Annotated in this window: 14 protein-coding genes; 6 read left to right on the top strand and 8 right to left on the bottom strand. The window is 47.1% G+C overall.

Features of this window, described 5'->3' with window-relative positions; genetic code table 11:
* Window positions 1–11 precede the first annotated feature (11 nt).
* Window positions 12–350: a hypothetical protein gene (locus SIC18_RS07215; protein WP_048348058.1), complete on the bottom strand. Its 339-nt coding sequence runs from the start codon at window positions 348–350 to the stop codon at window positions 12–14.
* 83 nt (window positions 351–433) lie between these two features.
* On the opposite strand from SIC18_RS07215, the gene SIC18_RS07210 reads away from it, so the two are divergent.
* Together SIC18_RS07210 and SIC18_RS07205 are read left to right on the top strand one after the other, a co-directional pair.
* Window positions 434–619, top strand: a complete 186-nt coding sequence (locus tag SIC18_RS07210) for a hypothetical protein (protein ID WP_048346145.1) — start codon at window positions 434–436, stop codon at window positions 617–619.
* A 381-nt stretch (window positions 620–1,000) separates the two neighbouring features.
* Window positions 1,001–1,204, top strand: a complete 204-nt coding sequence (locus SIC18_RS07205) for a hypothetical protein (protein WP_413429176.1) — start codon at window positions 1,001–1,003, stop codon at window positions 1,202–1,204.
* A gap of 53 nt (window positions 1,205–1,257) precedes the next feature.
* Here the strand turns inward: SIC18_RS07205 and SIC18_RS07200 are convergent, their stop codons facing one another.
* From SIC18_RS07200 to SIC18_RS07190, 3 genes are all read right to left on the bottom strand, one after another.
* On the bottom strand, window positions 1,258–2,118 hold the full coding sequence (locus SIC18_RS07200) for an NAD(P)-dependent oxidoreductase (RefSeq protein ID WP_413429175.1): 861 nt from the start codon (window positions 2,116–2,118) through the stop codon (window positions 1,258–1,260).
* A 64-nt stretch (window positions 2,119–2,182) separates the two neighbouring features.
* A complete protein-coding gene (locus tag SIC18_RS07195) occupies window positions 2,183–2,329 on the bottom strand; it encodes a hypothetical protein (protein WP_157028542.1) in 147 nt (48 codons plus the stop codon).
* A 41-nt stretch (window positions 2,330–2,370) separates the two neighbouring features.
* A complete protein-coding gene (locus tag SIC18_RS07190; RefSeq protein ID WP_048346143.1) occupies window positions 2,371–2,850 on the bottom strand; it encodes a hypothetical protein in 480 nt (159 codons plus the stop codon).
* A 685-nt stretch (window positions 2,851–3,535) separates the two neighbouring features.
* On the opposite strand from SIC18_RS07190, the gene SIC18_RS07185 reads away from it, so the two are divergent.
* Window positions 3,536–3,976 carry a hypothetical protein gene (locus SIC18_RS07185; protein ID WP_413429174.1) on the top strand — a complete coding sequence of 147 codons (441 nt, stop codon included), beginning with the start codon at window positions 3,536–3,538 and terminating at the stop codon, window positions 3,974–3,976.
* A gap of 186 nt (window positions 3,977–4,162) precedes the next feature.
* Here the strand turns inward: SIC18_RS07185 and SIC18_RS07180 are convergent, their stop codons facing one another.
* Window positions 4,163–4,354, bottom strand: a complete 192-nt coding sequence (locus tag SIC18_RS07180) for a hypothetical protein (RefSeq protein WP_413429172.1) — start codon at window positions 4,352–4,354, stop codon at window positions 4,163–4,165.
* 198 nt (window positions 4,355–4,552) lie between these two features.
* Here SIC18_RS07180 and SIC18_RS07175 point away from each other — a divergent pair, with 198 nt between their 5' ends.
* Window positions 4,553–4,870 (top strand): DUF3303 domain-containing protein, encoded by a 318-nt coding sequence (locus SIC18_RS07175; protein WP_413429171.1) that lies wholly within the window; start codon window positions 4,553–4,555, stop codon window positions 4,868–4,870.
* 784 nt (window positions 4,871–5,654) lie between these two features.
* Here SIC18_RS07175 and SIC18_RS07170 read toward each other — a convergent pair.
* Window positions 5,655–6,380 carry a Coq4 family protein gene (locus SIC18_RS07170; RefSeq protein WP_413429169.1) on the bottom strand — a complete coding sequence of 242 codons (726 nt, stop codon included), beginning with the start codon at window positions 6,378–6,380 and terminating at the stop codon, window positions 5,655–5,657.
* A gap of 282 nt (window positions 6,381–6,662) precedes the next feature.
* Between SIC18_RS07170 and SIC18_RS07165 the strand changes: the two genes are divergently transcribed.
* The gene (locus tag SIC18_RS07165; protein ID WP_413429168.1) at window positions 6,663–7,721 is read left to right on the top strand and encodes a hypothetical protein; all 1,059 of its coding nucleotides are present in this window, start codon (window positions 6,663–6,665) and stop codon (window positions 7,719–7,721) included.
* Between the two features lie 936 nt (window positions 7,722–8,657).
* Here the strand turns inward: SIC18_RS07165 and SIC18_RS07160 are convergent.
* The gene (locus SIC18_RS07160; RefSeq protein WP_413429167.1) at window positions 8,658–8,960 is read right to left on the bottom strand and encodes a hypothetical protein; all 303 of its coding nucleotides are present in this window, start codon (window positions 8,958–8,960) and stop codon (window positions 8,658–8,660) included.
* A gap of 655 nt (window positions 8,961–9,615) precedes the next feature.
* Between SIC18_RS07160 and SIC18_RS07155 the strand changes: the two genes are divergently transcribed.
* The gene (locus SIC18_RS07155; RefSeq protein ID WP_413429166.1) at window positions 9,616–10,014 is read left to right on the top strand and encodes a hypothetical protein; all 399 of its coding nucleotides are present in this window, start codon (window positions 9,616–9,618) and stop codon (window positions 10,012–10,014) included.
* A 2,065-nt stretch (window positions 10,015–12,079) separates the two neighbouring features.
* Here SIC18_RS07155 and SIC18_RS07150 read toward each other — a convergent pair.
* Window positions 12,080–12,280 carry a hypothetical protein gene (locus SIC18_RS07150; RefSeq protein WP_048346135.1) on the bottom strand — a complete coding sequence of 67 codons (201 nt, stop codon included), beginning with the start codon at window positions 12,278–12,280 and terminating at the stop codon, window positions 12,080–12,082.
* Window positions 12,281–12,290: the final 10 nt, after the last annotated feature.

Genomic DNA, 12,290 nt, shown 5'->3' with positions numbered 1-12,290 from the left:
TTGAGCTGTCATCAACGACTTGCCGATGAGTCTTCACTGAAATTGACCACAAGGTCACCATCTCCATCGCGTTCAATGACAAAGCGAAACCCATTCACGAAGCCAGACCACTCCCCTTCTTCAGGCTCTGCACTCTCTCCCGACTGCTCCGATACCTTGGCTTCAAACAATGTGAAAAACACGTGTGCTGCCACCTCAGCAGCTTGAACAGTATCCATATCGTCAAGATCATGGGCGGCCACCGAGCAGCCCTCCAACAGCTCTGGATCAATCACGATTCCCTCTCCCAAATCAGAGATCAACGCTTTAAGAGCATCGTCCTGCATCGCGGCCATCACAAAGTGTTCCATCAAACTCGTCACCAGGACGTTGGTCAAGGCCGCAAGGCTCCACCCAGTGCAATTAGCATCAAGCCCATATTGATGGAGAGAGAATGCGTTTCGTCTACTTCAGTGTGCTGTTTGCGACCGCGTATTGGTTTTTGGTTTCTCTCGTGCGCTTGATTCTTGCCAAACGCAACGTCAACGTGATCATTGAGACACCTGAAAGGAGTGCAAACGTGAATGCACTCGAGCGAGCATGGGCAGCAGAGACACCAGAAGCGGAAGAAGAGGATTAGGGATGAATCTTCAATCTTGCATTCAATCCACTCGCACACAATCAGAATACATTAAACATAACCAAGAAGCTTAATATTGTCCATTCAAAGACGTATGCATTTCCAAATCTAGAACCACTTACCAAGATGTGTATCAATACATTGACTGACCTAATCACAGCTCAAAGCAGTCGGATTCGTCTCTTCAGCTCGTTGCACACTTAGCGACGCACCAAGATGACAATCAGGCACCCACCTTTTGCCTGCAGAATTCCGCCAAGATGAATTAAGTTACTGGATTAGCTGAGACCATCAAACGACGCTGTTCTCCATAGCCTCGCTTTGAATGATGATGACAAATTTGTCTCAAGTCTGAAGGGTGTCTGTGAAACTATACATTACTTGAATCATTTCGCCATGCAGGAATGGACTGACGAGTTCATCACCAATGCTCAGCATGAGCTGGTCAGCATGGTTAAAGACTGGAAATACGACTATGGCGCTAATGACAAGGCATGTTCAGCAATGCTTTTATGGATGGTTTTAAAACTCAATCCAGAAGCTGAAATTGACTCGACGATGCTTAAGCCCTTTGATCACGGCTAATGCTGTTGACTCATTCGTTAATCCAAGAGGCAGCTGGCATTGATCAATAAGCATCAAAGCAATGACCCTGCCGTCAAAGCATGCAGCGCTGAATAATCAGCTGCATCCAAAGGAGTGCCTTCCGCGCGAGTTAAGAGCTCCACCAAGCCCGCGAGGGCCTCAGCATTCAGGCCAGCCAGGCCAGCCTCACGCACAAACAGCTGCAAATCTTTGCGCATCAGCGCCGTACTGAAATTGGGATTGGTGAAATCATGAGTCAGCATCCGCTCGAGCTTCTTATCGACGGTGGGCGCGTAGAGAGCAGAAGGCCGAAGCACCTCCATAAAACTCTCAACCTCTAAACCAGAGGCCTGAACCAATCGCAACGCCAGGGAATAGCCGTGGGTGAGGCTGGCAATGAGCTGGTTCAGTGCCAGCTTGCTGGCGGCTGCACTTCCTGTGGCCCCCATCCACTTCGGGGCCTCAGACAGCAGGCGGAGCAAGGGCAACTGCTGTTGAAACACTTCAGCGCTACCTCCTGCCATCACCAACAACGTGCCTTTCAGTGCCTCTGGTTTGCTGCCCAAAACTGGAGCTTCCAGATAGACACCCTGCTGCGCTTGCACCTGCAGCTCCAGCTGCCTCGATTCGCTGATACCCATCGTGCCCATTGGTAGGCAGCAGACGGCATCGAGATCACCCAGCTGAGCAATCACCTCTGCACTCACAGGCCCATCGCGCAGCACAGTGATCACCGCTTGACAGCCCTTCGCTGCCCCAGCGAGGTTTTCAATCAACGCAGCCCCCTGCTTTAAGAGCGGCTCACATTTCTCTGCGCTGCGGTTCCAGACCCTCAAGGTCACCCCCCGGTGAAGCAAGCGGCAACCGATCGCCTCACCGAGCAAACCGGTCCCGAGCAATGCAATGGTGGTCATCGAATCGAGAACCGTCGAATTTGCTGATCATCACCCAGCCAGGGCTGGTGGTTTGGGTGATCTCTCAGTTCAAGAAATAAGATTTAGCCTCAGAGAGTCCATCACTGGTTTTAAATAGTTTCCCTTCTTCAAGTCCTTGAGAAAGCAAAGCAACTGTACTTTGATTCTTTGCATAAAGTATTTTCGCAGAGATTCTCTCAACTTCGATCACTCACTACCTTTTTAGATCAATTCAGATAGCAACAGATACACCTAACCATCCACGCCAACGCCTGAAAACCCACCGACGATCCATTCCTCCTCGATCTCATAGAACGACAAAAACCATTCCTTCTTCCACTCTTCTGGGATGGCAAGGCTCCAGAACTTTGGTACAAGAAGACAAGTTACAAGGTGACCAGTATGCCGAGTGACCTGCCCTGTCTCTTCCATGTGCGGTTGATCTGCTGAGTCGGGAAGCAAGTGACGACATTGGGGCAGGACAACGAATTGAAAGAGGCGTTCCCTATCTCCACCACTCTTGATGTCAGCGGTAGCAGCAGCCGAGAAGTCCTTCCAAAACTGGGTATTGATGTACTCGAGGACTATTTCTTTACTCCATCGAGCTTCGCTATTGAAGTGATCAAGGCAATCACCACTGTCCTCCAAGTATCCGCAAACAATGCTGAACAACTCAACCTTTTGGTGTTCGGTAAGAGCATCCACAAATTCGCGCTGCAAGTGGAAGGTCATTCAGGGGTCAAGACATCCAAGTCATTGTGGTCAATGACCCAACCGGCATTGAGTGCGCGCATGATGTCGAGCTGTTTAGAGCATCACCCATAACCGTAATACTGGCGAATGTCAGCTAAGCACCGGCCACCATCCGGCCACTGCACAGATGCAGCCTCAACACTTGGGTGAACAACGCTTCCGTCCGCCTATTTCTGCATTCTCTCCCAGGGTTCAATGGCGTTGCGATGAAGCATCCATCTGCCGAGGCGCTGACCATTGCCAGACAGTGACCACAGTTCGACTCAAACCCACAACGCATGAGCAGTCGCCTGTGGCTTCTGAAACGACACCTCACTTTTTCAGCTGAAACCTAATGTTGCGAATGCGATTAGGGGGCCTAAACCCAAGTCGTTGCCAAGACAACTTGGGCAGGCTAAAAGCACACATCATTAGCTTGTACTAGCCCCATTTCTTTTCACTGAGGAATGACACTTTTGGGGCGATCCTGGTAGTCGGTGACATCAATTCATGATCGTCAATGTAGAGAGGATAGAAACTGATTGATCAACACCATTGGGGCTTCTCGCTACATTGAAACCGTTGCCTCAAAGATATCAAGTGAACAGCGCCAACAGCGCCCCTAGCCCTTCCCTCAAAACCTTTGCATGACTCTCAGCCTTGAATTGACGACTCATCTCTACCAATGAAATATCTTTCCACTCTCTTCACTCTGGCCCTTGCGGTGTCTCCTGCTAGAGCCGATGACTTTCTTTATTTAGAGTGTGAAAACACCACGAGAGCGATTTTCACTGAAATAAAAACCCAGAAAATCATCAAAGAGAGAACCAAAGATGAGACATTAACGCTGAAGATCGACCTTAGCAATAAGAAATTCACCACCTACAAAGACAGTCAATGGGATGAGATGGAAATTAAAGATCAGAAGCTAAAAGCTACCATCAACAAAGACGAAAATGGTTTATCGGTAAATGGCAACCTAGAAATAGAAATCGATCCAGTAGGGAAACTAGCATCAAAGATTAACTTTATTGCATGGGCTATCGCAACCGAGATAGAAATGAGTGGCGACTGCTATTCAATAGACGAGTCGGCGTTTAATGCCGCCAGGCAAAAAGCCAAATAACCTTTGCAATCTCCGTCATCCAGAATCAGTTAGAGCTTTTATTAGGGATCGACCACTTGCCTTTCAAGCCGATCAATTGCGATTGTGCGCCAAGGGTTGAAGAGGTCAGTGCAGATGTCACCGTCTAGGCCCATGGCAACACCAGCGGTTAGACATTCTCAGCATCTGCAATCATGATGAGCATGATTAGTGATGGTGGCCGTGACTGTGATCATGACCGCTATGGTCGTCATCAGGCCCTTCATTGTCCTCTTCACAAGGCATCCAAACTCCCTCCCATTCATAGGCACCTACACAACCAAGTTTTGCGGCTTTCTTTAGTGCCTCTGCTTTCGTATTTGATCCCAAGTCGTTTGCGATAATAGGAGAGGAAGTCATCACTCCTATCAATGCACAAAAAGCGGTCATTAAAAGGCAGATATGGGTTCGCATCATTAGCGTTACACCTTAACTACACAAAATACTACTCGGCAATTCTTTTTCAGCTGGCGCGGGCTCGGGCAGGAATCAGTTCTGTCTGATCGGTAACACTCACTACTTTGAGCCGCTGGTATAAGAAATTTTTAGTTGAACTCAATGCAGCACTACTTGATCATCTGGAATTTCCCAACAGTTGAAGGGTCCTGGGATGCCTGCACTCCATTTGCTGAATACATCAACGCTGGCGGCGCTGGAGATTGCTTCGAGGGCTTTGAACTCAAATATCGAGTCTGTGAGCCCATCGGTGGAACAGGAATGGCGATTGCGGTTGCAAGCGACATCGGCAAGGTATGGACCCATCTCGCTCCTTGGATCAAGGGCTTTGGCCTCGAGTTCGAAGTAACGCCGGTTGTTTCTGACGCTGAGTTCGCGGCCATGTGGCCTGGAGTTCAAGCCGCTGCATCGACAGACTGACCAAACTGACAAGCCCTTCACCTGGCCTTGCTCAGGAACTCCTCTTCTGCAACAGCCGCATTAGAGGAGGGGTCTTATTAAAGAGTTCAAGTGAGCAGTAGCAAGTAAGACGCTGATCCGCGACTTTTTCAAGACACAGGAGAGTTCCCGGGGAGGTTAGTAAGCCTTGAATCGCTCCCAGGCCCACCAAAGCAGGAAGCAGCAGCGGTCCTTAACCTTCTCGACTTCGCCAGCTCGCTCCTTGTTCCTTTTGGCGTTTGTGCCGTTTTGCTTTCAAGGTGATCGACAAATGGCGTTAGATCGGGTGACTCAAGAGTTTCGATCCCCGCCAAGAGATTTTTTAAATGCGGAGAGGAATGCTTAAAACAGTGGCCACCCACTAACAACCCTTGAGAGTCAGATGACCCTGGCGCTGCTTCAAGAGCTACTGATGTCACGGAGGGCAAAGGACCCACCACGTCGAATCAGTTGACGACACTTTGTTGGGCTTGGCCCTAGCCATTTAAAAGATCCTATGATGAATACATTCACCTCTACAAGAAAAACCCCGCTCGTAGCGGGGCTGTAATGTCATTCGTTGCTTGACTCTGACGTTGACATCGTCACCACCAGGACCTGCACTACTGGTTCATGCGTGAGTTCCTTCTGAACAGTCTAGTCCTCCCAAGAATCATTGGAAAAACTCGACGCTGTTCTTGCCAAGGCTGGTCCAATTTGTTCGGGATTTGATTTCCAACAATTCTTGAGTTTTACCCAAACCTTCTTCATCATTGAAATGACGCAATCAGAGACTTAATCCATAGATAGTTACAAAGTCATCTTGAAACGGAGAAGTTTTCAGCAGCTTCGTGATGCCCAGTTCATTTTGCCAATCGATGATCGATCTTTCCCAGCCATCTTCCCAACGAGGCGAGAAAAGTTCAGGCAACTTCTGACCAACAGCGATACCAAAACCGATACCATCCCAAATCAATCGACGTTCACTGGGTGCATAGGCACCACGCAGCATCCATGAAGACAGAATTCCAATGTCATAAGGCATCGACCCAGTACTCGCATAAAACGCCGTTGCAGCAGCTTCACCTGCAACTGTGATCGGCAGACCAAGAATCGTATGGTGAATTTCATGCAAACGTGCGGATCTACTAATCACGAAATCCAGATCCTCCTGAGATTCTGGTACTTGAGATTGATTCACTAAAAAAGAAAGTCCAAGATTCTGCAATCGCCGTTGTACGCACCATCCAAGGCTCCCTTTCGGCATGGCGGACATTTGGTCAAGATCTGGCCATAATGATGAAGGTCGATTGGCAAGCAAATTCTGAACCTTTGGAGTAGCCAGAATCCTTTGCATACACTCTTGCTGTAGTTTAGTATTTCCTGGAATACCAAAATATCGACCGTGTTGGAATACTTTTTCAGGTTGCTTTGCTGTCTGCATAATAGAAACTCCTAACTTTGTAGCACCTTTAGAAAATGATGACCGCACGTAGTGCTGTTGTTCTGACATCAGGCCATGAAGACTTCTACGTAAAGATTAGGCGTAAGATCCTGGATCCACCTCCCTCTATCGGGGGGCTCATTACCAACTTCTATCCCTCTTTTGGGGGACGTGGGGGTACAAAGAAATAACAACCACAAACTCGTGGCGGGATATTCATTGCCTAATTGACGTTGTGAGCAAGGTCACAGCAACATTTGACGCCGGTCATCGCTTCAGCCATTGATTCAGGAGATGGTGTGTTCGTCAGAGGGAAACACCCAAAGACACAAACCACCCAACCTTCCAATCATGATTGACACCGAAACGTCTGCCGATCTGGGTTTTGCCCATGCGAAGCAATCAGCGAAAGACATTCAAGACACAGATTTACTTTTCACTGCTTACGGATTTGAAGCAGATTGTTCTTGTGTCCAATCTCCAAGTTTAGGGTCCTCAGTGCTTGATCACCCTCTGGGAAGCTACACAGAAAACCTCAAGAAGGATTCAATCGATCAATTGCAGGTCAAAGTGTTTGAACATCTTCAGGAACGAGAAGACTTTGCTAGGTTCCATAATCAGGTCGGCGATTGTTTTGATGGGCTGCATGGGTCAGAAGCACTTAACCAGATCCCTGGATTTTCAAATGCTACCGAGCATGGGCCCGACGATGTCCAATCATCGCTTAAAAGTGAACAAGATATTTTTGACTTTCTGAATCGATCTCCTTCTGGTCAAATTCAAGGTTCAGGAACCAAAGAAACATCAGGTTTTTCTGGTGTGAGTCTTTCCGGGAGTGATTCAGTGACTGGAATCGGCAATAATCAAGGATCCTCCGAATCAGACCTTTGGGGAAGAATTGAAGGTTCAATTGCCGGTGAATACAACACAAGTCCTACGGGAATTACAGATGCGCCAACAAGTTGGCAAGGTATAGTAATTAGTTACCTCGCTGGCGCTTTAGGACTCAAAGCTGGTGCAGACGTCTCCGTTGTTCCTTACGTCGATGCATTGGTTCATTACAATCAGATGGAAGAAGATAGAGCTGATTTAATGCGTGGATCAGACAATGCACCACAAAATCAAAATAATAACAATTGCCCAACCGATCCGGATGATGAAAGCGGCATCTACACAGGACCACGAACCAATCCAATCGATTTGAGCCAAGGTGATCTGGGCCAAGGCAACCCTGAAGATGGTTCATTCGGCCCTGAATTCACTGTTCCATGGCATTCATATGAAAGTGATCGCCCAACTCTTTTAGATATCACTGGTCAACCATCTGAAAGAGATGCAAGTAATCAAAAAGGTGAAAGCCGCGGATTCACGATTGATCCTGTTATCAACCCTATTCCCGATGGAGTATAGATTACACGAAGACGCCACCAATTGTTAATACATAGGGGCATGTCTTTAACCGACTCAAAGCCTTGGCTGGGTGTCCTTTTTAACAATCGGAGTTTATCCGATGATTTAATAGCCAACAAGGTCTTAGGTGAATTTGACTTTTAAAACCCGCCACGAGCGGGTTTTTTTTAATGAGACCTCAAGATTTTGCATCGATGGAGTCAAACGAATGCGCATCAAGAACAGCCTGAGAGAGTAAGTGTCTGATGATTCAAAGGTCACGGTCAGCGTGAGCGATCGTGACCAGGGGATACCCACAGATCAACTCGACAACAATATGAACGCTTCACCCACGCCAAGGGGGTTGTCTTGCCTAGTGGCGAAAGCAGCACGGGCCTTAGGCTTTCAATCGTGAAGACACTGATGAAAACAATGGGCTGAACGGTTAGTGTTCGCTCAACAGTCGGCGAAGGCAGCATCTTTAGGCTGCAATTGCCTTTATTGGATCAGTCCTGATGGAGCCACATTCAGACCAAAGACACGTAGACACTACAACTTCTCGATAATATTCAACAAAAACACAATGATACTAAGCTGATGAAGTTGGCAAATCACTTCGATGGGTTAGCCCTCTTATATTTCTCAACAGCTAGACCGATGCAGTTCTCAGCTGACAGATCACGGTAAGTATTCTGAGCAAAAGATGCATTACATTCCTGCTGAATATTACTAAGAACTTCAGGCGGGATTGAATTGTCCGCAAGTGCAGTGCTAGCACCCATTAGGCTGCTTACTATCAATAATGCGATGGATCTCGTAATCATCTGGTAACCTTAAAGCCTAATGCTAATTACAGGCATCAATGCAGTCAAACCGTGTCATTGCGGTAGTAACAAATGCTATCCATTTGCTGGGTTATCGGCTGTGTACGGAGACACCTTTAATAGACTATATGCATTATTTAAAGGGGCACCCTTTGAATCGCGCTTGAACAACTTTAACTGCATCCTCTACTGCCAATCTTGGCATATCATCTTTACCTCCCTTCATAAAACCCTCACCAAATTGCTCAGCTGTTGACTTAGATATGATTCCTTCTTTCAGCAGAGAGCAAATTGATGCTCCAGATCCAGAGACAAAGCCATACCAAAAACTAAAATTATCAAGTTTATCTTCAGAATGTACAGGGATGCCGATGCTCAGCAGAGTTAATGATCCAATTGATGTTGCAAGTAGTCGTCTCATGATTTCTTGCAACATCTTGAATTGTTGTTGAGAGATTCAGCTTAGCAGAAGATTTTAATCGCAACTCTCAAGTGCTAGGAACAAGGATTGAAGCTTCTATCAGTTCATCTGTAAGACGGACAATCAAGCTCCATCAGCAACGTATGAAAACAAGCAGGGCACACATAGCTGGCTTGGGTTTTTCCTGCTTCATTGCTCCCACCAAACAGGCTCGAAAACCCAACCATCATTAGTTAATAACCAGCTCAACTGAAAGCGCATGGTTCTTCTCTGACCAATCCGGTGAACGTCCTAACGCCTCCACGCCACTGTCTGTGACTGCGGTGCCTGTCACCCAATCAACTGGCAATCTCGTCAAACGACATTGATGTGGCAGCAGCCCGTTGCGCCATCACAACATGCTCATTCATTTTGACGAGCAACTACCGCTTGCCAGCTCGCCTTGGGACGCCTGTACGGCAACTTCGAATGCTTCGACATTTTGGGCATCGAGACATGGATCAACCATGCTGAAGATCGGTTGGCAGGGATGAAACGGCCCACTTCAACAGGCTCTCTGAGACCCTGTGAGCAAACTCACAACAGCTTCTGATCAAGGACATCGAATGATCTGCTGAATCCAGAGAGGGTGAGTTCACCGGAGGCGAGAGCTTCCACCGCATCTCTGACGATGAATCGTCGTACCGACAATCCCTTTGATCTTGATCTGCTAACGGGCATATCCACCTCCAGCCCCGACGACGGCGGTTCCACTGCTCCAGGGAGACCATTCCATCCAGGTGGCCATGGGGATCTCACTCTTTACCAACCCCCTGGAGGAGGTTCCCTTGATCCAGTTCCGGGTGATGAAAATCCTCAGAATCCAGATATTCCAGATAGCAGCAATCCATATCCGCCAGAGCCTGCACCTCTCATTGACGACGATCGTCTATGGATGTACAGCGCTGTTGTAACACTCGCTCCTGAAGAAAGCTTCGGAAGTACAACAGCAGACGCGTATGGTCTCAGCGGAAGCATCACTCCTATAGCCGTTGAGTCATCATTATCAACCTCTACTGAGTTCTTATAAGTCGTCGATTGCAGACTAACTCAATCATCAATCCCCACCACTGTCTTTGTTATCAATAATTGAGTCATTGCAAGCATGAATCAAGAGCGACTCGCAATTGCATTCTGATCAACGATCGCTGCAGGAATCCAAGAGTCAAAAGGTCGTCAGAAGAAGTCGACGACCTTTTGACTGTAGAAATCGAAGCTCTGCCTATGAAGGCACCAGAACATCGCTCAAAAGCAAGGGGATTCAGTGGCAGAGTCCCTGCTCAATGTTCCATGGGTTCAGCATTAAAGGCGACTTTGAAGCAATTGATTATCCAATGCAAAAGATGATTAATGCAGTACAGCGAGACATGAGCATTCTACAGGACTCAAAAGACAAACTTCTAATCCTCTTCCCAAGTAATCGTGCAACGGTATGAATAATTAAAACCGCCAGTTTGTATTTCCTTACATGACGTATCTATAACTGTAGAGCCTTGCGGAACCTTTGACTTTAAGAGGTTAAGCGTGATCTCCTCACTCACTCCACTCCTTGTAAGCGAGCGAGTATTGGCTTGAGCTTGCACTCCAAAGAGACATAATCCAGCAATTAATCCGAGACAGGCTTTCATCGCAATCGATAAGGACAACTTCTATCTAAGCTAGTTAAAGCGATGGTGCATCGGCATCTTCAAGAGTGTTTAGAATAAAAAAGTGATCTCTGCCAGCTTGTCAGACGTCCCAACACTCCGGATCCAAGAGTAGTACTGGTTGTGAAGCGATGAGAGCACTCTACTCAGCATTCTCTTTCTTCCCTTTTGAACCAGATGCTGGATGTGAATAGCGGGGAAGGGATTTAGCCGCTGAGGTGGAATCGGAATGGATAGTGCCTTTACTGACTGAAGAAGAGAAACACAGGGTGATGGCTTGGCAACTGGATGCAATCTTATGGTTACTGTGAATTGGGCGGAAATAAGCCAACAGCTCAAAAGGTGTTCCTTCAATCTCTCATACAGTTTTCAATACGGGTCCCTACTTTCGCTGCTAGTGAATATATCGAAGTGCTAGCTGTCACCAATAATGTATGCCAGTCAGTTCCACCCTAATGGGTACCATGACCCATAAAACAGGACACCAGCACAAGCTCCGAATCGGATCAGCTGCTCAAGCAAATTTCGAAACTTGTTCTGCTGATCAATTGAGAAGTGAAAACCCGCCCACCGGAAGGGAATCAGCTCAATCTGGCTAATCAACTAAAAGCAATCTATGTTTGCACTTGGAGCAAATTTTTGAAAAATCTCGCACCAACTTACGTGAGGACTTTTCATTTGAAAATTCTCGTTTGGATCACAAGGACCTGCCCCATATTGACCATACTTAGCTTGACAACTATCGTGAGCTGGTCGTTTAGCGAAGGCGTTTGATTGATTGATCACGACTGCACTCGAAGCAATTAGGCTGGAAGCGGCAACAAGAAGAGTTGTACTGAAGAGTTTTGAAGTCATTGTTTTGAGGTGTGAGTGAGACTGAATGAGCGATTAGGCTCTTCCCAATAACTATCAATGATTGACTCTTGAGCTGTTGTGATACAAATCAAGAACTCAAGTGATTTTACTCACAGGGTTTTAGACTATTGCTAGTGTTAGCGAAGTAGCTCTTAAAAGCTAGGTAACAAGTTCTATCTGTCCCTTTGTGGGTGAAAGACTAACAATGCTTGACTATTCACCAACTCTCATACACACTGAATCAACATGTGGGCTCTCTTTCTAGTTGGCTGCCTTGCAGTGCTCGCCGTAGGCGTTCAGATTGTGAATACTCAACTGAGTGAAGACACTGGAGGAGTCGTTGAACGACCTGAATCTTCCAGTTCCAAGAGGTCAGAGGAGAAAAAATAAACGCGTAGACGTACAAGTAGGCAAGGTCTACGCGTTTCATTGTGAATGCTTTTGAGGTATCGGGATAGCTCCAAGCCATCTCTCCGTATCTCACTAACTTGCAGTTCGGGGTTGATTAATAGTGATAACAGACGAAAGCCCTTGCTTACCGATTTAAAATTGATACGAGGACAACTCTCTCTGAAAAGAGTGTGTCCTCTTGATTCAGCTGCTTGAGCTGAGGGACAAAGCAGCATTCATCCGCTTTTCTTCTCTTAAGAGGAAATCAGCCCACATACCAACTAAGAAGCTCAGGGTATTCAGTGCACGAACCTGCTCCTTTGAACCAGGACTCGTGTACTTGAAATCCATAAACATCTGATCAGAGACGCGAAGCTGCTCCTTACAACGGCTGTCGATTGACATGTTTCAGTCC

Source organism: Synechococcus sp. Cu2B8-bc1011 (genome assembly GCF_047302735.1).
GTDB lineage: Bacteria > Cyanobacteriota > Cyanobacteriia > PCC-6307 > Cyanobiaceae > Synechococcus_C.
Note: the sequence above shows the minus strand (reverse complement) of the source record. Positions and strands in the feature narration are given on the sequence as shown.